The organism is Exiguobacterium sp. BRG2 (assembly GCF_031844245.1).
Taxonomy (GTDB): domain Bacteria; phylum Bacillota; class Bacilli; order Exiguobacteriales; family Exiguobacteriaceae; genus Exiguobacterium_A.
This window is the reverse complement of the sequence record NZ_JAUZUW010000005.1, coordinates 116,659-136,397: the sequence shown is the minus strand read 5'-3', so window position 1 is coordinate 136,397 and position 19,739 is coordinate 116,659. Positions and strand designations below refer to the sequence as shown.

At 38.6% G+C, this 19,739-nt stretch carries 19 protein-coding genes; 12 read left to right on the top strand and 7 right to left on the bottom strand.

Annotated features, from left to right (window positions below):
- Nucleotides 1-639 precede the first annotated feature (639 nt).
- The 4 genes from Q9R23_RS08810 to Q9R23_RS08795 are packed head-to-tail and all read left to right on the top strand — an operon-like array spanning nt 640 to nt 3,674.
- A complete protein-coding gene (locus Q9R23_RS08810; RefSeq protein WP_311246888.1) occupies nt 640-1,428 on the top strand; it encodes a ParA family protein in 789 nt (262 codons plus the stop codon).
- On the top strand, nt 1,412-2,098 hold the full coding sequence (locus Q9R23_RS08805; RefSeq protein ID WP_029343472.1) for a DUF3102 domain-containing protein: 687 nt from the start codon (nt 1,412-1,414) through the stop codon (nt 2,096-2,098). The genes Q9R23_RS08810 and Q9R23_RS08805 overlap by 17 nt, the downstream gene beginning before the upstream one ends.
- Nucleotides 2,095-2,874: a ParA family protein gene (locus tag Q9R23_RS08800; protein WP_215148774.1), complete on the top strand. Its 780-nt coding sequence runs from the start codon at nt 2,095-2,097 to the stop codon at nt 2,872-2,874. The genes Q9R23_RS08805 and Q9R23_RS08800 overlap by 4 nt, the downstream gene beginning before the upstream one ends.
- Nucleotides 2,871-3,674 (top strand): hypothetical protein, encoded by an 804-nt coding sequence (locus Q9R23_RS08795; protein WP_311246887.1) that lies wholly within the window; start codon nt 2,871-2,873, stop codon nt 3,672-3,674. Before Q9R23_RS08800 ends, Q9R23_RS08795 begins: the two co-directional genes overlap by 4 nt.
- Before the next feature lie 64 nt (nt 3,675-3,738).
- Here Q9R23_RS08795 and Q9R23_RS08790 read toward each other — a convergent pair whose 3' ends face one another.
- The 3 genes from Q9R23_RS08790 to Q9R23_RS08780 all read right to left on the bottom strand — a co-directional run bounded on the left by Q9R23_RS08790 (nt 3,739) and on the right by Q9R23_RS08780 (nt 5,200).
- Complete coding sequence (locus Q9R23_RS08790; protein ID WP_311246886.1) at nt 3,739-4,494, bottom strand: coiled-coil domain-containing protein; 756 nt, start codon at nt 4,492-4,494, stop codon at nt 3,739-3,741.
- Between the two features lie 232 nt (nt 4,495-4,726).
- Nucleotides 4,727-4,996, bottom strand: a complete 270-nt coding sequence (locus tag Q9R23_RS08785) for a hypothetical protein (RefSeq protein WP_311246885.1) — start codon at nt 4,994-4,996, stop codon at nt 4,727-4,729.
- A gap of 18 nt (nt 4,997-5,014) precedes the next feature.
- Nucleotides 5,015-5,200: a hypothetical protein gene (locus Q9R23_RS08780; protein WP_311246884.1), complete on the bottom strand. Its 186-nt coding sequence runs from the start codon at nt 5,198-5,200 to the stop codon at nt 5,015-5,017.
- Between the two features lie 273 nt (nt 5,201-5,473).
- On the opposite strand from Q9R23_RS08780, the gene Q9R23_RS08775 reads away from it, so the two are divergent.
- The 3 genes from Q9R23_RS08775 (at nt 5,474) to Q9R23_RS08765 (ending at nt 7,615) form a co-directional block, all read left to right on the top strand.
- Entirely contained in the window at nt 5,474-6,247 is a 774-nt protein-coding gene (locus Q9R23_RS08775) for a hypothetical protein (protein ID WP_311246883.1), read from the top strand.
- A 12-nt stretch (nt 6,248-6,259) separates the two neighbouring features.
- A complete protein-coding gene (locus Q9R23_RS08770) occupies nt 6,260-7,108 on the top strand; it encodes an HNH endonuclease (protein WP_311246882.1) in 849 nt (282 codons plus the stop codon).
- A 243-nt stretch (nt 7,109-7,351) separates the two neighbouring features.
- On the top strand, nt 7,352-7,615 hold the full coding sequence (locus Q9R23_RS08765) for a hypothetical protein (protein ID WP_311246881.1): 264 nt from the start codon (nt 7,352-7,354) through the stop codon (nt 7,613-7,615).
- 111 nt (nt 7,616-7,726) lie between these two features.
- On the opposite strand, the gene Q9R23_RS08760 is transcribed toward Q9R23_RS08765, so the two are convergent.
- From Q9R23_RS08760 to Q9R23_RS08745, 4 genes are read right to left on the bottom strand one after another with little or no spacing between them, the layout of a single operon-like run.
- Nucleotides 7,727-8,308 carry a DNA/RNA helicase domain-containing protein gene (locus tag Q9R23_RS08760; RefSeq protein ID WP_311246880.1) on the bottom strand — a complete coding sequence of 194 codons (582 nt, stop codon included), beginning with the start codon at nt 8,306-8,308 and terminating at the stop codon, nt 7,727-7,729.
- Complete coding sequence (locus Q9R23_RS08755; RefSeq protein ID WP_311246879.1) at nt 8,269-8,709, bottom strand: DNA/RNA helicase domain-containing protein; 441 nt, start codon at nt 8,707-8,709, stop codon at nt 8,269-8,271. Before Q9R23_RS08755 ends, Q9R23_RS08760 begins: the two co-directional genes overlap by 40 nt.
- Nucleotides 8,672-9,346, bottom strand: coding sequence for a DNA/RNA helicase domain-containing protein (locus Q9R23_RS08750; protein ID WP_311246878.1), 675 nt, complete (start codon nt 9,344-9,346; stop codon nt 8,672-8,674). Before Q9R23_RS08750 ends, Q9R23_RS08755 begins: the two co-directional genes overlap by 38 nt.
- Nucleotides 9,347-9,379: 33 nt before the next feature.
- Nucleotides 9,380-9,511, bottom strand: a complete 132-nt coding sequence (locus Q9R23_RS08745) for a hypothetical protein (protein ID WP_311246877.1) — start codon at nt 9,509-9,511, stop codon at nt 9,380-9,382.
- Nucleotides 9,512-9,777: 266 nt separating this feature from the next.
- Between Q9R23_RS08745 and Q9R23_RS08740 the strand changes: the two genes are divergently transcribed.
- The 5 genes from Q9R23_RS08740 to Q9R23_RS08720 all read left to right on the top strand — a co-directional run bounded on the left by Q9R23_RS08740 (nt 9,778) and on the right by Q9R23_RS08720 (nt 19,714).
- A complete protein-coding gene (locus Q9R23_RS08740) occupies nt 9,778-11,907 on the top strand; it encodes an AAA family ATPase (protein WP_311246876.1) in 2,130 nt (709 codons plus the stop codon).
- A complete protein-coding gene (locus tag Q9R23_RS08735; protein WP_311246875.1) occupies nt 11,894-13,210 on the top strand; it encodes an McrC family protein in 1,317 nt (438 codons plus the stop codon). Before Q9R23_RS08740 ends, Q9R23_RS08735 begins: the two co-directional genes overlap by 14 nt.
- 479 nt (nt 13,211-13,689) lie before the next feature.
- On the top strand, nt 13,690-15,282 hold the full coding sequence (locus Q9R23_RS08730; RefSeq protein ID WP_311246874.1) for a type I restriction-modification system subunit M: 1,593 nt from the start codon (nt 13,690-13,692) through the stop codon (nt 15,280-15,282).
- A complete protein-coding gene (locus Q9R23_RS08725) occupies nt 15,272-16,510 on the top strand; it encodes a restriction endonuclease subunit S (protein ID WP_311246873.1) in 1,239 nt (412 codons plus the stop codon). The genes Q9R23_RS08730 and Q9R23_RS08725 overlap by 11 nt, the downstream gene beginning before the upstream one ends.
- A gap of 24 nt (nt 16,511-16,534) precedes the next feature.
- On the top strand, nt 16,535-19,714 hold the full coding sequence (locus Q9R23_RS08720) for a type I restriction endonuclease subunit R (RefSeq protein WP_311246872.1): 3,180 nt from the start codon (nt 16,535-16,537) through the stop codon (nt 19,712-19,714).
- The last annotated feature ends 25 nt before the right edge of the window (nt 19,715-19,739 follow it).

Genomic DNA, 19,739 nt, shown 5'->3' with positions numbered 1-19,739 from the left:
TGTCATGCTTTTTTTTGAAAATAGTCGTGAAAAGACAACAAAACCGCGCCATTTTAAGTCTTTTTGATCGAATTCATCGTTATGCTACTCATTGTATTGATCCATCCAAGGACAATATCAATATGCCATACTATTTAGGAAAAAAAACAAATTCTATTGTTAAAAAAACAGCTTGTTGAGTTGCTTATTCAACTAATTCTGAACGAAATCATTTAATGAATTCACAAAAAACAACACTCTTTGAATTTCTACAAATTGTGCTGTTCGTTTCCCGAATCACAAAATGTCTTGTTTTTGTTGGTATTACAGGCTTGAGACGGTAATTTGTTTTTCTAATTCTTATTAATTCTTTATTAATCTTTTTAATCTCTTCCAATATGTTAAATCATAATAATCTGGTAGATCACGGCTTATTATGATGGAGAATCAAATTAAAGTATAAAGAAGCATTTTAAGAACGTAGACAAAAACATCTAAGTAGAAAAGCTTAAATAACCTGTAAACATTTCGATGTCGAAATGTTTACAGGTTATTTAATAATGTATACATAAAATTTTATACATATCATCCTTTGAGTACTGATAATCATTGAAATTATTATTTTCGTGTGCCATGATGAATGAAGAAAGGGGAGAGATGATGAATATTATGACGTTTTACATATCAAAAGGAGGATCCGGTAAGACAACCTGTTCGCTCAATATGGGTCATGCCCTTGGTGAACTCGGGTATCGTACGCTTCTCGTTGACTTAGATCCGCAGGGATCATTAAGTAAGTTAATGCTGAAAGAGTCGGACACGATTCAATACATGACGCTGTACGACGTCCAAGCGAAAGGATTAGCGATTGAAGATATCTTATTTGATGATGAAAAACACAACATTAGTCTTCTTCCCTCCAATGAACGAAATGCCCGTTTAATCAATTTAATATCTGAACAAGATAAGATTTTTCTATTAAAAGACTTACTATCTCCTCTTGCCCATGAGTTTGATTGGATCATTCTTGATTCAGTTCCTTCAATCAATGAATTATCGAAAGTAGTTTTATCGTGCGCAGACGAGGTGGTCATTCCATTTATGCCGAAAAAGCTCGTCTTTGATCAGTTAGGAAGTACAGTTCGAACGATTCGACAAGTGAAGAAGTATTATAATGCTTCTCTAGAGCTAACAGGTATTATGCCAGTCGCAATCGATCTTGGTTTAAAAGGGGATCGCGAATACGCAGAAGCGATGGAACAATTGGCAGCAACAGAGCAATTACATGTGCTGCCTTCTGTACGACGCGCTGCTTTTATCGAGAAGGCAGCAGATAGCGGAAAGAGTGTTTTACAGTATAAGTCGAAAGAAGGTATGGAACTGGCTCGACCATTTCGTGAGCTAGCACTCTTGATGACAGGAGGTCCGAAACATGAAAGCGCGGAATAAACAAATCCATAAAGTAAGACCACAGGATCAACATCCTTATCGGAGTGGATTGACTGATCTGAGTTCTGTCGTGCAGAAGTTACCGGTTTCCCGCGATTTAGAAAATCTCGCAGTCGAGATCAAGGAGTTAGCTAAGATTCAAACGATCTCTGTTTTCGAGATTGGTAAGCGCTTGTCGATTGCTAAATCAGAAATGCATGATCAACAAGAATGGCGCACATTTTTAGAAGTCGTCAACATGTCCAATTCACTCGCCTCCCGATATGTTAAAGCGTTTGACACTCTAGAACCATTTGAAGAACAACTCCAAACGTTACCTGCATCCAAAGTATTCGAACTGATGTATGTCGATGACCCAGAAGACGTTGTTTTAAATGGTTTACCTGTAGAAGAAGGACGGAAGTCATTAGACAGTGCGACAGTACGAGAAATTCGTGCTGCTCGATCAACGACACCTAAAGTAAAAGTCAAATCGTTTCAACAACCGGAAGTGACATCGACCGTCCTTTCTACACGAGTTCCTACAGAAACATCAGAACAGATTCATGTGTTAGCGCGTGCTAAAGGACTCAGCATTAGTGAATACATTTCAAAGATGATCGAAGAGACAATTCAGCGAAACATTATTGAAGATCAGAGTGAGATCGTGGAAGGAGAGAAGGAACAGTGAAAAAAATTGCCTTATATAATCGAAAGGGTGGAGTCGGAAAATCAACGACCACGATTAATCTAGCCCACGCATATGCTCGCCAAGGATTGCGCGTTCTAGTCATTGATGCAGATGACCAAGCATCGACGACAAACGGACTAGGCTTAACCGATGATTACGATGGAAAAGTGCTCCTTGATTGTCTGATTGAAGAATACGATCCGTTGTACGCACCGATTGAACAAGTGATTGTTACCTGTGATTATGAACTAGGAACGATTCACTTAGTACCCACGCGTCGCTCTGCTTCTCCTACCGGACTGACGAGTCAGATGGGGTACGAATACCGCTTGATTGAAGAACTAGCGCGACTTGAAGACTTATTTGATATTTGTTTAATTGATTGCCCGGGATCAACGTCCGCTTTAAACCCATATGCGCGTTGTGCTCTTGTTGCGCAGGACCGGATCGTCATGCCGGTACAGATGCAGAAATTCTCAATGGATGCTGTCTATACAGCTCCGGAAGAGTTAGAAGAAATGAGACACGGATATAAGGAAGATATTCATATCTCAGCATTTATTCCCACGATGGTGAATGCGCGCTCTAAAGGAGATATGACGACCGTGGACGAGTTAAAGGAGTTAGGGGAAGAAGTTGGCATTCCCGTACTAACGACAATCCCGTACATCGTAAAAATCCAATCCTTACAACGAGAAGCACGTCCTGTCCTTGACCATAAGAGTCCAGCGACAGATGCTTACTTACAGTTAGCAGAGGAGGTACTTGCCCTATGAGCAGTCGACGTAAAAAAGGACAAGCAACATTCAAAAGCTTTCAGAGCACAGTAGCTGAAACAACGGTTCAAGAACAGGGAACAGAAGCGTTACGGGAAGAGCAAGTCGAAGCGGTGAAGAAGTTTGCTGCGCCTGCGATGCCAAATCCGTATCAGTCGCTTCCAGCTATCGGCTTATCACGCGTGCTATCAAAACGTCTTCCGGAAGACATGGAAGGTATTATTCAGTACTACAATCATATTGATACGATTCAAGCGACAAGTTTTGTTGAAAAGTGTCGTATTTTAGCACATGCGAATGAAGTATTCCGTGACGCTGAAACTAAAGAAGCGTTTCAGCAGGAACAAGGAAGTTGGAAAGAATTTTTAAATCGAATCGGAATGTCTCATCCTCAAGTCAATCGCTTTATTTCATTTTGGAATGTATTTGGACCAACGATCTTAGACAAGGCGATTCAACAGGACTTTAGTGCTTCTAAATTAGCTGAACTATTAACATGGCCAGAGGATCCAAAAGTCGCCTTACTAGAAGAACGAAAGTATACGACGAACGATGGGGAGTTCACGGTCTATGAAATGACACGTGAGCAATTACGTGAAGTGAAAAAAATGCTGAATGAGCGTAAAGAACAAAACATGATTGATGCAACTCCTATACAGCCAAAACCAGCACGCGTACACGTAGATTTCTCCGATAAAAATGATCCATTGTACCAAACGCTAAAAAAGCGAGCGCAAGATCAAGGTATGAAACCGGATCAAATCATAAGAGCAGCGTTAGAACAATACTTACGCACGTAAATAGATAAAAAGACCGTTCTACATCACAGTAGAACGATCTTTTTATAATGTCATTTCTAACTTCTCATTCATTCTCATTATCGAGAGTTTTCTGTGTACGTTCTCGTAAAACAGCAAGCTCAACTTGTTCGTGAAGGCGACGTTCGAACGATTCTTGATCCCGCTGCGCAATGGTCAATGCCAACGACAGTTTTCGATTTTCTTCTTCTAACTGATCGGAACGCTCAGTACGTGCTTTCAATTCATCGATTCGATCAGTCAATGCTTTATTCTGACGATACAATTGATCGCGCTCTTCCTCTAGTTTAGTAATGTTTCCTTCTAAATGAAATACTTCTCGTTTTAGTGATGTGATTTCTTCTTTTTTAGATACGTCTAATTTTTCTTGTTGCTCTCTTATCTGAACTAATTCATTTTCTGTCTGTTCTAATTTTGCAGCCATATCTTCAAGTTCTTGCTGATGATTAGATACTTTTTCTATATACTCTGCTTCTAAATCTTCCTTAGCTTGTAGCACTTCTGACTCTAACTTAGTAACTGTATCTAAGTGACGAGATTGAATACGTTGATTTTCGTGTTGGAACGCTTCAAGACGTGCTGCCCGTTCTTGAAAGAGAAGCGTGATCTGCTTAAGTGAAGATTCTAATACAGCATCCTCTTCACTGAGTTTCGGATCAATCTCTCTTTGTTCAGCAAGTACAATAAACTCTTCGAAGAGCTGATTGGTTGTAATCTGACGTCCTTTTAGCAATTCACCAATTTTTTCAGTAACTTCTTCTGAGAGACGGAAGGATTTATTTTTCATTTCATTAGATGACATATGTATACCTCTCTTGCTGAATTGATATGTAAAGTATAACATCAATTGTATTATTCACTTAGCCTTTTCTATTTTATAGTGCAGCAAGCCACAAAAGCAAAAATAGAATAAAATTTATATAATATTGAATACTTATAGAAAAGCGATGTATCCATTCTTTTTTAGAGAAGATACACCGCTTTTTATGTGATTAATTTTTTAGTACTATAATACAAAAAAATTAGTTAGCCTTTTATAGCTTTTTACTAGTTCTTTTCAACTTTCCTTCATGATCTCTTTCTAAATATCCTCTTTTTTCAAGCTCAAGAGCATATGCACGTTTATCTATTCCAGATGAATTTTGAAAACGATTTACTAGATCGCGATCATGGTTGACTCCTGAAGCTCTTCTTTCAGCACTTGCAAGTTGTTTATCTCTAATTTCTTTAGATTTCTCAGCCTCTTCTAACATCGCTTTTCCTACTTTTACAGCGCCACTAGCAACAGTAGACCAAAAACCCATAGAAAGACCTCCTAAAATTTACTTTTTTCTATTTTTTAAGATTTGTGCTCTGATTTCAGAGTCATTTTTCCCTTGTGATGCTAAGTTTGCAGCATTATTCCATTCTCTAGTAGTCATTGATTTTAAATTTAAAGAATCTCTCCATTGACTAGCAGCATGACGGTCTGTAGAATTTTTTAAATTATCAATGTTTTTATTCGGCATTTAAATATACCTCCTTTTATTTATTAATAGTATATAATATGAAATCGATATTTACTCTTTTTTTCTATTTAAGATAATTATAAGGATTTAATTTACTGTTATTGTTTGTTTTAAAAATCATATTTTGGATTGTAAAGTTTTAATTGAAATACATTGGGTTTGTTTTCCGTGATTAAGAATGTGGCAGTATTATCCATGATAATCGATGTACTAGTGATTAAAAGGTAAACTAAATAATAAGAAATGCTTCTACTATAAATTGAGGTGAATGATATGGTATCTGTCACACAACGTATTCAAGCAATTAAAAAAATTGACGCTGCTAAGCAACCAAGAGGTGGTTATGTTCCTCCAAAAACACTTAATAAGAAATGTTTTGAAGATGGAGTTGAGCTGTCTTTAAATGAGAACATCCATCCATCGCTTATTGGCATTGTCGTAGATTATTTGACTCGCTTTTGCCAAGGTGATGATAAGGCCTTTGTTTCTCCTATGAATGGAGCATTGGTCGTAAAAGAGCTTGAGTATGCATCAGAACTACGATCGGAGATACACGGGTTAGATGAAGAATCGATTTTTAATGCGTGTAGATTATGCGGATATGAGAGCGTAGCACGTGCTGGAAAACATACGTACGTACCTGTCCAAACGATTAATCCAGATGATGCAACGATTAAGAATATCAAAACAATGGTAACGAGAAGCCTGCATTTTTTTGAAGAATATGGTCCGGTTAGTCAAGAAAGAATTATTTTTGAAGGTGGTTATACAGATATTATCACTAATGGGGATGCGGATTATCTAACTCCGCATGCTCTATGGGAAATGAAAGTTTCAAAAAATGGTCCTACTACCGAACATACATTGCAACTGCTGATCTATTATTTAATGGGATGTCGTTCAAAACTTAAAAATTATTTTGTTGGATTATCCGAATTAGGAGTGTTCAATCCACGATTAAATATAATGTACACTTTAGATATCGATACAATTGACTCGGAAACGATTGAAGTTGTATCTAGACATGTCATTGGTTATTCAAACTAAGGGAGAGAGTTTATGTTATCGATTCATTATATTCCAGGAGAACACTATAAACGTGCTGAGATACATGATCAGTTCGGTGGAAACCGACAACGTGGCATTAGTGCTTCAGCAAAAGAATCCATTATATTTATTTTTTCGGGATCAAGCGGTACGCAATATGGCTATTCAGACGGTTGGAATGAAAACAAGACGTTGTTTATGTACACTGGTGAAGGACAAGTAGGTGATCAAACATTTACGATGGGGAATAAAGCGTTACGCGATCATGTCAATAACTCAAAAGATGTTTTACTTTTTCATCGGGAGCTAAATGGTTTATATCGATTTGATGATCAGCTAACGTTAATTGATTATGAATTGAAACAAGCACTCGATCGTGACGGTAATCCACGTGAAGTCATTCAATTTATTTTTGAATCGGCCACTAGTATGAAGCATAAACTGCTTGAATCAGAACGTTATGTGGAGAGTAATGTGACGATCGAGAACTCGCTTGAAGAATTAAAGACTTTAGCTCTTCAAGATACATCGACAGGAGATGAGTCGATTCAAATAAAACAAGTAAAGGTCAGAAAACGATCAGAAGCGATTAAGCTATATGCGCGAAAAAGAGCGGCAGGAATATGCGAAGCATGTGAACAACCCGAACCATTTGAAGCGAGTTCCGGATCATCACTTGAAGTGCACCATATGTATAAATTATCGGATGGTGGCCCTGATCATCCTGAACATGTCGCAGCAATTTGTCCGAACTGTCATGCTCGCATTCATCGTGGGATAGATGGTAGTACGTATAATCAAGAATTAATAGATAAAATTGATGTAAAGGAAAATCCTTTTCGATTCAGACGAATTTATTAAGATTTAATCAAATGAGAGGTGTTTAGAACTATATTACTAATTTTTTCATGAATAGAGATTGTGCATGAATCAGAAGTTAGAACATCTGTCTGATAGATCCTTTATGAATTACTTCATACCAAAAATATAGTCACCTAGTACATTTTTTTACAACGTTACACTGGGAATCTAAATTATAATAACTTAATAGTTATATTTCGATATAGTTATTAATGAGATAAACGAAAGTAGGCGTTGTAAAAAATGGAACATGCTTTGTTGAAAAATATGCGCGATGTAGAAGCGTATGATAGTTGCTATATGATTCAAACGAGTACAGATGAAATCTGTGGATTGTACGTTGTAGAAGATGATATTTTTGAAGGAAAAGTTTTAGATGGTATGCTCGAATTAGCTGTTAAATTTGAGTCAATTGAAGAGGCACAATCGTTTTTAAATGAAATGAATGAGCATCATATTAGTGGAGTAATTAAAAAAGCGCATATGTTTATTGCAGTTGAAGGTTAAAACGTAACTAATAAAAGTACAGCACTGATGCGAAGCGTGAATAGTGGTTGATTTCATCATGTGAGTGTTCTTAAGCATTAAAATGACCTTTATTAATGCTATACCAGTTCTTTAACTATGTAACACGTGTTTAAGGGTATGCCATGTTTCTTCTAACTCAGGTTTTTCTGGAATATAGATAATCAATCCATCTCGCCCTCTCGTCAAATTGACATGATAGGCATTGCGCTTAATTTGAAGCGGATCTTTAACAGATCGTTGAAAATGCTTTCCAGTCCATCTCCCATTTTGTAGATAAAAATCGTTATCCCATTCTAAAATGGCAAAATCTAATTCAAGACCTTGCGACTGAAATTCGGTTATCGAATAGTGTAATGTTTTGCAGTAGTAGTCAGACGTAGGAACGGTAAAATATTGTGCGATTTTAGAAGGACGTTCGTACCGCTCATTTCTAGGTAAGACCGGTGTTTGTTTTTGATGATCCGCTCCACCTACGCATACAACACCGACTGTTTTAGAGTCATCTGAATAGAGATGACGCGCTACATACTTTGCTTTTTCTAAATGACGGGTTATTCGAAGATGGAAGCGAGAAGAATCAAGGTTTTCAAGAAGACGAGCTGCCGCTTCAATCTCTCCTTCTATAAACTGAATCATAAACTGATTGTAGGTCTGCGCAGCATGTGTACGCAATGACGTATCGAGGTGTAATGTTTCTGATGTTCGTACGTCCGGTGAATGGGTAAAAGTTGTCGCTTCAAACTTACCATAATGACGTTCTTATTTTCTAAAGCGTGATTCCATAATGCAATACCGCCTTCTTCTCCTTTATAAATTTCCTGCCCCTCCCCGACTAATCCAATCGTTACACTCCACTTTTTATCTGTTGTCGCGATTTCCATAATAATATCCGGTTCACTCATATTCGGTGCTGGATATGAAGAGCGTTCAAAAGATGAATTCACTTGATTTTGATCCCAAGCACGTTGCGCTTCATCAAAGATTATAATATGTTCATGCGGAACACGACCGTGTTTGATATAGTCCATCTTATAATTATATAAGCGCGTTTTGGAGGGAATGCTGTAAAACATCAACTAACGGCCCATTTCCTGAAAGATATACGGCATTTTCATTCTCGTGAGCTAAAAGTAATCCCAAAAGCGTTTTTCCTGCACCGGGTTCACCTGTGACGAGAACAAGGTGATGCTCGTTATGATCCTTAGCTTGTTGAATAATCTGCTGAAGCGAGTGATGAATTATTTCAAAATTACTACTATCTATTGCTCGAACCCGAGGTAATGGTTCGTTTTTCATAATTGCACTAGCTGCTTCAAGCATTGAAGGGGATGGAGAATAGTAGCCTTGTAACATATCATGAATACTTAAGACAGGTGACTGTTGTTTAGCTGCTAACCGCCTTAGGATTTTTAATAAGCCATATTTCGCTGCGATGAATATATTAAAGGATTCATGAAAATGGACATGATCACGATTGTCCTTCGTTAAAAGTAATATACCGGAAACAGTTACATGCTGAGATTGAATGGCTGAATGATAGTGTTCCAAGTCGCGAACGTAAAGAGAGGTCTGGATGCATTCCCCATCCGAAATTTGATGATAACTTTTACATTCAATGACAAGGACTTGATCGTTAACAAGTAGCACAATATCAGGTCGCCGACCACCGCCACGAAATAGCTGGTATTCAAATAAGAGTTGCGCATTCAACTCAGGTACTTCTTGAAATAAGTCAACGAGGCATTAGTACGAATCGATCCAAGCGCGTAATTGACTATCTGAAGCATCTGGAATCGAATGCTGTAAAATATCTAAAAATTGATGTTGATCGATCTGTAAAAAATCTAGAATCGTACCGCTCCATCCAACTGACAAACTAATCACTCCAAATCAATTTAAATAAAAAAACTAATTGCTAACTAGAAATAGCTATCGACCCTAATGAAGCTGTTAAATGAGAGAACCTTACCTTATTTTTTATAGATAGATGGAAAAAAAAACTATATAATCCTTTTATAAGCATTATACGATAAAATCATTTCAATAATAAGGATTTTACTAATGGAGGAACATTCCACTATCGATAAGGTGACGAAACACATACTCACAACAATTGAGGAATGTCTCGAAAGGAATAGGATATGAGTAATGAAGTGAATATGGTTCTCTTCGAGTATCTGGCGGGAGAAGGTGACATATCGAATGAGGAAGCTATCGCTATACAAGAAGCAGAGAAACACTTTTATGAGAACTTAATGGTTAATAGCAACTTGGTATTAGCGGATGGGAATAGATTAATCAATAGACGAAAACGATTATGGGGAGTCCTTAAAAAGAAAGGATACGAAGAACTTCCTCATGGACTGCAAGTAGACCTTCGATGGAGTCGGGAAGAAGAGCAGGTTGTTGTTCGTATTGTACTGCAGTGTCGCTATGGATCAGGAACGAAAAAACGTTATCCGACTTATGAAGATTTGATCCGACATAGTCGGCTTTTGAGGATACCTTATCTTAATGAAGATGGATTCCATTATGTATCAGAGTCAGGAATCGAGTCTCCTGAAGCGTTAAAAAAGCAAGTGGAACATGAGCCAAATAAAAATATAGAGTTAGTCTTTATCCATCATGTAGATGTCCGTACAGGAAATCAGAAGAAAGATCTGACTCAACTACTACGCGAGGCAATTCAGCGAATGGTACCAAGTTATGAAGCCATTTTAGAAGCTGCACCAACGATTCTTATGGAACAACCACCCATGATCACTAAACATATTGAAGGAGGAAGACATGTGCATCCTAAGAATATGATCCTTCAAGGCCCCCCAGGTACGGGAAAGACGTATCATACGGTCTTATATGCTGTTGCCATTATTGAAGGAAAAGCTATTTCAGATATTAAACAAGAAGACTACATAGAAGTAAAAAAAAGATATGCAAAATACCGAGATGAGAATCGAATTGCCTTTACAACTTTTCATCAATCGTATGGATATGAAGAGTTTATTGAAGGGATCAAACCCGTTATAGCGACAGATACGAACGAGATCGGATTTAACATTGAGTCTGGTGTATTTAAAGAATTTTGCGATCTTGCTGCTGCCGATCATCGTTTTGGTGGATATGATATATCCATTGATGGGGAAGCGCGTATCTGGAAAGTTTCTTTAGGCGGATCAGGGGATCGTCCTCTCAAGAAGGCTTGTTTTGACAAAGGGGTCATGCGAATTGGTTGGGATCATTTTGGCGAAGACCCATTCAATAGTACGTCTACTATGAATCCTTCGGAGCGCAGTATTTTGACATACTTCTACGACACCATGAAAACTGGTGATATCGTTCTATCGTTGAAAGATGAACGACATATTGATGGGATTGGTATCATCGAAGGTGAAGTCGAATGGCTAGAAGATGAAGATCGATACCAACGTAGCCGAAAGGTGAATTGGCTAGCTCAGAATATCGAACTAGATATCCATGAAATGAATATGCGAAAGAAGTTGACTCAAAAAACTGTTTATCCTTTAGATCGTTTATCGGTGTCCCAAGTAGAGCGTATGCTTGAAGGAGAATATAGCATTCCAGATGTAAGTCATCAGAACGAGAAACCCTATGTATTCATTGTTGATGAAATCAACCGCGGTAATATTTCGAAAATTTTAGGAGAGCTGATCACGCTAATCGAACCGTCAAAACGTATGGGGGAGATGGAAGAAACACTTGTAAAACTACCCTATTCGAAAAAAGAGTTCGGAGTTCCGAATAACATCTATATTATTGGAACGATGAATACTGCAGATCGGTCCATCGCGTTGATGGATACAGCACTACGAAGAAGGTTTCAGTTTGTCGAAATGTCCCCTGATCCGCAATTGCTCCAAGGCATCTCTATTGAAGGGGTACATTTAAAATCTGTCCTCGATATTATGAATCGCCGTATTGCTGCGCTTTACGATCGAGATCACATGATCGGCCATGCCTACTTTATGTCCCTGTCATCGACCGACAAGATCGATGCGTTGCAGCAAGTCTTTTTAAAATCGATCATTCCACTTCTTCAAGAATACTTCTTTGATGATTTCGGGAAAATAAACGCTATTTTTGGAAATGATAAGACCTATCCGCTTCTTATCCAAGAAGTTCCAGCGTTTGACTTGTTTGATTCCTCAATTGATGTAAGAGACTTAGAGGTAAGCTATCAGGTCAATCATACAGTCCTTAAGAATCCAGAGACATACAAAGCAATCTATGGAAAACAATATGCAAACGCATGATGTCATCGAAGTAATGGAATATGAGGCCATATTCTGTTCAGGATTTGGTCGAAATATCGACAAAAAGACGTTTAAAGAACTAGAGCATGTCATGCTTGAACTATCGCAAGAAGGACGGGATGGTTTAGATTTCTTAAGTCTATCTTCGAGAAAAGGTATCGGTAAAGTGATTCGAGCCAAGAACTATGTTGGTGTTCTTCAAATGCCAAGCGGTAGACAACTCCAAATCCTTCCGAAAATTCATACATCGAACGTCGATGCCCGTATCGTGATGTTAAAAATGCTAAAAACGTTCCGTGAATTCCCGAGTAAATCGTTTGATGCAACGGAACTGGGAAGCTCAAAAATGCCGATGTTTGACATCTATATCAGTCTTTTTCTTCGCGAAGTATCTCATATAGTCAAGCGAGGACTGAAATCTGATTATCGCAAAAAAGAAGAAAACGTGCGATTTTACAAAGGGAAAATGAACTTTGCACGACAGCTTACTATTAACCATGTCCATAAAGAACGATTTTTTGTTGCGTTTGATGATTATAGTATCGATTGCCCAGAAAACCGGATCCTCAAGAAAGCATTAATGAAGGCAATGATGGTCGCATCGGATCCGAGGAATCGTCGAGAAGCACGACGTCTTTTACAGTATTTTGATCATGTTGAAGAGAGTCATACAATTGATCAAGAATTCAAGAATATACTTGAAAATCGAAAAAATCGACAGTATACAACGAGTTTAGAGTGGTCACGCCTTTTGTTAAATGACTTAAATATTTCTAACATGGTAGGAAATACTCGAGCTCAGTCGCTTCTCTTTTCGATGAATCAATTATTTGAGAGTTATGTCGGGAACTTAATTGAACGTCATTCTGGAACACGATGGGAGGTTTCTCTTAAGAATCCCGTAAAGTCTCTTTTTGATCGTGGATCGTTTAGACTTGTTCCGGATGTCGTGATGAATTATATATGTCCTATCGATAATGTGAAAAAAACGCGGATTATCGATATGAAATGGAAGGTTCTTAATCCAAATATCAAAAATTTAGGGATCTCACAGGCAGATATGTATCAGATGTTTGCTTATGCGAAGAAGTACGCGAGCGAGCAGGTGATCGTTGTTTACCCACTCGTTGAGAGCTTCGCCGTTAATCAGAGGGTATTCCGCTACACGAGTGAAGATATCACCGTGTTTATCTATCTGTTGGATTGTGTAAATGGGGAGAAAGAGTTGCTTCGATTCCTCGATAATCCAGAGGATCATCAATGTAAATCTGATCGACTCGGCGATCCAATCATACGAGGATGAGGTATGTTTTTACGGCTATTTATATTGTTTACTAAAAACCAACGAACATCAGGTGAATGCTTATCAATTAGTGTTAATAGAAGTTTTTTAGTTCCTTTTAAATAATATAATATGAGTGTTCTTAAAAAAATGCTTAAAAACTAAGAAGTATACATTTTTCGACATCGAAATGTATACTTCTTTTGCCTGTCTATTTTTTGTTTAAAAGAAAAACTAAGTATACGTTGATAAAAAGATGAGTTTACAGACAGATTAGATACTTCAAACATAAGTGGGATGCTAGAAAAAATATATAATGATATCCTTTGAACAAACTTGTATACATAACGGTCGTTGTATATACAACTCAATAAAGTCATTACTATATGCACAAATAGTTGGGAAAAGACTCGTTTTTTTATAAATCAGGTCAAAAGTAAACTATAATGGAATAGAATAAAGAACTTATACTTTGTGTTTACGAAATGGAGAGAAAATAGATGTCAGTATTAAACCAACAACTATTTAGCGCAGCGGATAGTTTGCGTAGCAAAATGGATGCTTCAGAATACAAAAACTACTTACTCGGATTGATTTTTTATAAATACTTATCAGACAGAGTTTTAGAAAGAGTGGTTACGTTAGCAGATAAGTCTTTTGAGGATTATGATACGCAAGCAAAACAAACATTGTTATATATAGAACTGCTCTCTGACGAGGAGATCAAAGATGATTTAGTAGAAACACTTGTCGATATGCTCGGTTATGAAATTGCACCGGCTTACCTATTCAATGTCTTAGCGGATCAAGCACAACAAAATACGTTCCAGTTGAATGATTTAGCGAAAGCGTTTAATGATCTTTCGACGAAGTATATTCAATTCAATGGCTTATTTGATGATGTCGACCTGCAGTCGAAAAAGCTCGGGTCCGACGATCAACAACGAAATATCACGATTACCGAAGTATTAAAGAAATTAAATCATGTCGAGTTATTGGGACAAAGCAGAGATGTGATTGGAGATGCGTATGAATACTTAATCAGTCAATTTGCCTCAGAAGCGGGAAAAAAAGCAGGGGAGTTTTATACGCCGCATGAAGTTTCAGACATGATGGCGCGCATCGTCACGATCAATCATGAAGATAAAAAGTTATTCAGTGTCTTTGATCCAACGATGGGATCGGGTTCTTTGATGTTGAACGTACGGAATTATTTAAACTATCCAGAGACGGTTAAATATCACGGACAAGAGTTGAATACCACAACATTTAATTTAGCGAAAATGAACTTGATCTTACACGGTGTGAAAAGTGAAGATATGCGTCTTCGTAACGGGGATACATTAAATAAAGACTGGCCAACAGATGAACCCTATACATTCGATGCTGTGTTGATGAACCCTCCATACTCAGCACACTGGTCAGCAGACGCAACATTCTTGGATGACTCTCGGTTTAATCGCTACGGAAAACTAGCACCAAAAACGAAAGCCGATTTCTCATTCTTGCTACACGGTTATTATCATTTAAAAGATACCGGAACGATGGCGATTGTCTTGCCACACGGTATTCTGTTCCGTGGAGCAGCAGAGGGTGTCATTCGTAAAAAATTATTAGAAGATGGTAGCATCGATGCAGTCATTGGGTTGCCAGGAAACATGTTCTTTGGAACCTCTATCCCGACAACAGTTGTTATATTGAAGAAGAATCGCGAGACACGGGATGTTCTATTCATTGATGCGAGTAAAGATTTTATAAAAGGAAAGAATCAAAATAAACTTTCGACCGAACATATTGATCGAATCATTGATATGTATAAAAAACGTGAGACTGTAGAAAAATACGCTTATGTCGCAAGTTTCGAAGAAATCAAGGAAAATGACTTTAATCTCAATATCCCGAGATATGTTGACACTTTTGAAAAGGAAGAACAAATTGATCTGGTGTCAATCGGTCAAGAACTGAAGATAGTTCGTGAAAAGAAAACAGAGTTAGAAGCAAATTTATTTGAGATGATTTCATCACTTCAACATGATGAAAGAGAAGAAGAATGGATTAAAGGAGCATTAGAGGTGTTTAAAAATGGGGAATAAAAGTTCTCGTTTGATATTTTTAGAAGCAAATCAAAAACTAAATGAATACATGTTTGAAGAAATTCTAAATGAAAATGATGGTATACGTAGAGGTCCATTCGGAGGAGCTTTAAAAAAAGACATTTTTGTTAAAGAAAGTGATTATGTCGTATATGAACAAAGAAATGCGATTTACGATAGATTTGATTTTAGATATAAAATCTCTTTTAAAAAGTATGAAGAAATGAAATCTTTTTTAGTAAAAGAAGGAGATTTTCTTTTAAGTGGAGCAGGAACTATAGGGAAAATTTCAAGAGTTCCAAGAAATGCGAGTAAAGGAATAATAAATCAAGCTTTAATCAGAATCAGAATAGATTCTGAGAAAGTAAATCCTGACTATTTTTTGCATTGGATGCGTTCTGAAAAAATGCAGCATCGACTTACTTCTGGTAATCCTGGATCGGCAATCACTAATCTTGTACCTCTTAGTGAAGTTAAAAAATGGATTATTTCTATCCCATCGATAGATGAGCAAAGAAAAATAGGTGTTTTTTTTAACTTATTTGATAATTTAATTGCTCTTCATCAGCAAGAACTCGATGCTCTTAAACAAACCAAACAAGGTTTCTTGCAGAAGATGTTTCCAAAAGATGGAGAGATTGTTCCTGAAGTGCGTTTCAAAAATTTTATGGAATCATGGAGAGAAGTGTCTCTAGGGACTATTAGCGATTCATATTCTGGAGGAACACCTTCAGCAGGTAATAAACAATATTACAACGGGACAATTCCTTTTATTCGTTCAGCAGAAATAAACTCTTCCACAACCGAACTTTTCCTTACCGAAAAAGGATTGAATAACTCATCAGCAAAGTTGGTACAAAAAGGGACAATATTATATGCCATGTATGGTGCTACTAGTGGAGAAGTAGGTATTTCGAGGATAGATGGAGCTATAAACCAAGCTATTTTAGCTATTAAACCTAAAGAAGAATATGACATTCAATTTTTGTATCAATATTTAAAGAAAAGTAAAAAATCTATAGTTAACTCTTATTTACAGGGTGGTCAGGGCAATCTTTCTGGTGCAATTATCAAAAAGGTTTCAATTTGGTTGCCGGAGAATAGAGAAGAACAAATCAAAATCGGTGGGTTCTTCAGACAACTGGACGAGGTAATCGAGTTGAAAGAAAAAGAAGTTGAAGCCTTGAAGGAGACGAAGAAGGGTTTCCTTCAAAAGATGTTTATCTAATTCATTAAAAAGAAATGAGGAATCGTGGTGAAACTGACATATGATGATGAGCTGACTGTTGAACGGCGGTTAATTGAGGTGCTCGGCGAAGGACATAACCAATGGAACTATCGACCGGACTTGAAATCGGAGGAGGATCTATGGGAAAATCTCCGCCACAAGATTACGCGCAATAACTTATCAGAGATTGGCGAACATCCGATCACTGACGCAGAATTCGATAAGATTAAGACGGAGTTATTATCGAAAACACAGACGCCTTTCGACGCTGCACGCTGGTTAAAAGGAGAGAATGGGATCTCTCGCATTACGATCGAGCGCGAAGATGCTTCACTTGGTTCCATGTCACTCATTCTCTATTCGAACCAAGATATTGGTGGTGGTATTTCGACATACGAAGTCGTTCATCAAATTGCGAAACAACGGTCGACAGAAGACGGACGTGATCGTCGTTTTGACGTCACGCTCTTAATCAATGGCTTGCCGATCGTTCAAATCGAGTTGAAGAAAGTTACGGCAAAGGATGGCGTCTTCCAAGCGCATCATCAAATCAAGAAATACGCTGAAGAAGGCTTGTTCCGGAACAACATCTTCTCGACACTGCAGCTGTTCGTCATCTCGAACGAACAGACAACACGTTATTTTGCCAATGCGCTGCCCAAGGACATGCACCGGAAGTTCATCTTCAGTTGGCGGACAACGAATAATCAGAAAGTCGACAATCTATATGAGTTTGTCAAACAAGTCTTAAACATCCCCGATGCGCATCGTCTGATTGCGAACTACACGATCGTCAGCGAGGACCAAGACAACAAAGCGTTGATGGTGCTCCATCCGTATCAGATTCATGCAATCGAAGCGCTATTCACGGCAGCGATGCGTCATGAATCGGGCTTTGTCTGGCATGCGACAGGGTCTGGAAAGACACTGACGAGTTTTGTCTCGACGAAGTTATTAGCCCGGAAACCGGGAGTCGACCGGACGATCATGCTGATTGACCGAAAAGACCTGGATAACCAGACGACGAGTGAATTCACGAAGTTCGCCTCGGAGTTCAACACGGGCATCTCGACTGGGACAGGTTCCGCGAATAGCTTAATCATTGGTACATCGAGCTCGAAGAAATTGAGCGAGACACTGTTGTCGGATACGAACTCCAACACCGTCATCATCACGACGCGTCAAAAGCTCGAGGCAGCACTACGTTATGCACAAAAGCAAGAAGCTGAAAAAGGAACGCAACGCTTCCAGAAGCTGATTAGACAGCATATCATTTTTGTCGTCGATGAATGTCATCGTGCTTTGAGTGCGGAAGGGATGGAGGCAATCAAAGGCTTCTTCCCGAACTCGACCTGGTTTGGCTTCACGGGAACACCGATCTTCAATGAAAACAAGAAACAAGCACAAGGTCAATTGGCGCGAACGACACGGGATCAATACGGTGAGATTCTACATACGTATACGATCAAGAATGCGCTCGAAGATGGATCGGTCCTTGGCTTCCAAGTCGAACATGAGGATACGATTGAGCCTGGCTCGCTCTATAATCATATTTTTTCAAATCTACGAGCAGATGCTAAATATGCTGACCGGACCGACGAAGAAATCGGTACCTTGATCGAAGAGATGGATGAGCTGACGAAGGAGACGTACATCCCGAATGATTTGTATGAACGGGACGCACACATCGAGAAGGTCTTGCAGAAGCTGTTTCGTCCGGATAATGCCTATACGAAGTTCGACTTCAAGAACGGGCGACCACAAAAATCGGCCATCTTGACGACGAGTTCGATCGCAATGGCGAAGCGCTATTATCATGCCATTCAAGAGATGAAACAAAATCCAAACTGGATGGAGGCACACTTTGCTGGGCACCCACTTCGAAAAGGACGGACGATCGATGATCCCGATTTCCCGCGGATCGCGATTACCTACTCAATGCAAGAGAACACTGAGAACGCGACGGAAGTCCAAGAAGAAATGCGCCAAGTCATTCGTGTCTATAACGACTACTATGGAACGGCTTGGTACATCGAAGATATCGAACGTTATAACGGCGATATCAATAATCGATTGGCACGAAAAAAAGCCGAGTTCAAGCAATTCGGAAAACATATCGATCTCGTCATCGTTGTTGATCGGTTGCTGACTGGCTTTGATGCGCCGACAATCCAGACATTGTTCGTCGACCGGAACCTCAGCTATGCGAACTTGATTCAAGCGTTCTCACGAACGAATCGAACATATCCGGATAAGACGAAAGGATTAGTCGTCACATTCCGTCGTCCTGCGACGATGGAAGAGAACGTCCGCGCGGCGACGCGTCTCTACTCGAATGAAAATGAGGATTCGAGCTTGATTTATCCGACTTATGATGAATCGAAGAAACGGTTTAAAAAAGCACATAAGTCATTATTACAACAAGTGACAAGTCCAGATGAGATTGATGAGCATTCACCGTTAGAAGAACGGATTGAATTTGTTAAAGCATTCCAAGAACTCAACAATGCGTTTGAAGCTTTGATCACGTACGATGACTACAACGATGATATGGAGAAATCGCAGGCACTTACCGAACAAGTCAAAACACTAGAGTCTTTCCTTGGTATCTATCACACAGTTAAAGGATCTTTAATTGAAGAATTGATGGATGATGGAAATTCCGAAGAGGATAAGGACGACGAAGTAGATTACTCTGAAATCGAATTCTTCGGAGAAAATGCGATTAAACTATACGATATTGATTCTACCTATATTGATCAACTCCTCGGCACGTACTCTGCGAATAATGAAGACATCCGCTCTGAAATTGAACGAGCGCTTCAGAAACTCGAAAAATCAGAAGTCGTGCAAGAAGTCTATCAAACGATTTTAAATGCGATAGATGATCAAGTCGTTTCACCAGATGAGGACATTTTTGTAGTCAAACGGCGGTACTTTACACAAGCTTATCAGCATAAGATCGAGGCGTTTGCACAGGAGTGGTGTGTGGATGAGCAAGAGTTGCATACATCGGCGGTACAATATCACGTTGGAATGGACGCCATCCCGAATGTAGGACGAATCATTGAAAGTAAAAATTTTGCAAATTACAAAGAAGCACATCCGGAAGCCATTTTACTAAAGTATGGTCCAGGTATGAAACGCGCTTGGCGTACTATGCTTGATGAAGCAATTATCCCGTTAGATCAAGAACTTAGATAAAAAGTGAGTATTTCTTTTGAAGATC

Coding starts and splice junctions, on each gene's coding strand:
- Q9R23_RS08755 (WP_311246879.1), bottom strand. CDS start 8,709: ATGTTTTACAGCATTCCCTCCAAAACGCGCTTATATAATTATAAGATG.
- Q9R23_RS08810 (WP_311246888.1), top strand. CDS start 640: ATGAATATTATGACGTTTTACATATCAAAAGGAGGATCCGGTAAGACA.
- Q9R23_RS08725 (WP_311246873.1), top strand. CDS start 15,272: ATGGGGAATAAAAGTTCTCGTTTGATATTTTTAGAAGCAAATCAAAAA.
- Q9R23_RS08805 (WP_029343472.1), top strand. CDS start 1,412: ATGAAAGCGCGGAATAAACAAATCCATAAAGTAAGACCACAGGATCAA.
- Q9R23_RS08770 (WP_311246882.1), top strand. CDS start 6,260: ATGTTATCGATTCATTATATTCCAGGAGAACACTATAAACGTGCTGAG.
- Q9R23_RS08775 (WP_311246883.1), top strand. CDS start 5,474: ATGGTATCTGTCACACAACGTATTCAAGCAATTAAAAAAATTGACGCT.
- Q9R23_RS08735 (WP_311246875.1), top strand. CDS start 11,894: ATGCAAACGCATGATGTCATCGAAGTAATGGAATATGAGGCCATATTC.
- Q9R23_RS08785 (WP_311246885.1), bottom strand. CDS start 4,996: ATGGGTTTTTGGTCTACTGTTGCTAGTGGCGCTGTAAAAGTAGGAAAA.
- Q9R23_RS08765 (WP_311246881.1), top strand. CDS start 7,352: ATGGAACATGCTTTGTTGAAAAATATGCGCGATGTAGAAGCGTATGAT.
- Q9R23_RS08740 (WP_311246876.1), top strand. CDS start 9,778: ATGAGTAATGAAGTGAATATGGTTCTCTTCGAGTATCTGGCGGGAGAA.
- Q9R23_RS08790 (WP_311246886.1), bottom strand. CDS start 4,494: ATGTCATCTAATGAAATGAAAAATAAATCCTTCCGTCTCTCAGAAGAA.
- Q9R23_RS08780 (WP_311246884.1), bottom strand. CDS start 5,200: ATGCCGAATAAAAACATTGATAATTTAAAAAATTCTACAGACCGTCAT.
- Q9R23_RS08730 (WP_311246874.1), top strand. CDS start 13,690: ATGTCAGTATTAAACCAACAACTATTTAGCGCAGCGGATAGTTTGCGT.
- Q9R23_RS08795 (WP_311246887.1), top strand. CDS start 2,871: ATGAGCAGTCGACGTAAAAAAGGACAAGCAACATTCAAAAGCTTTCAG.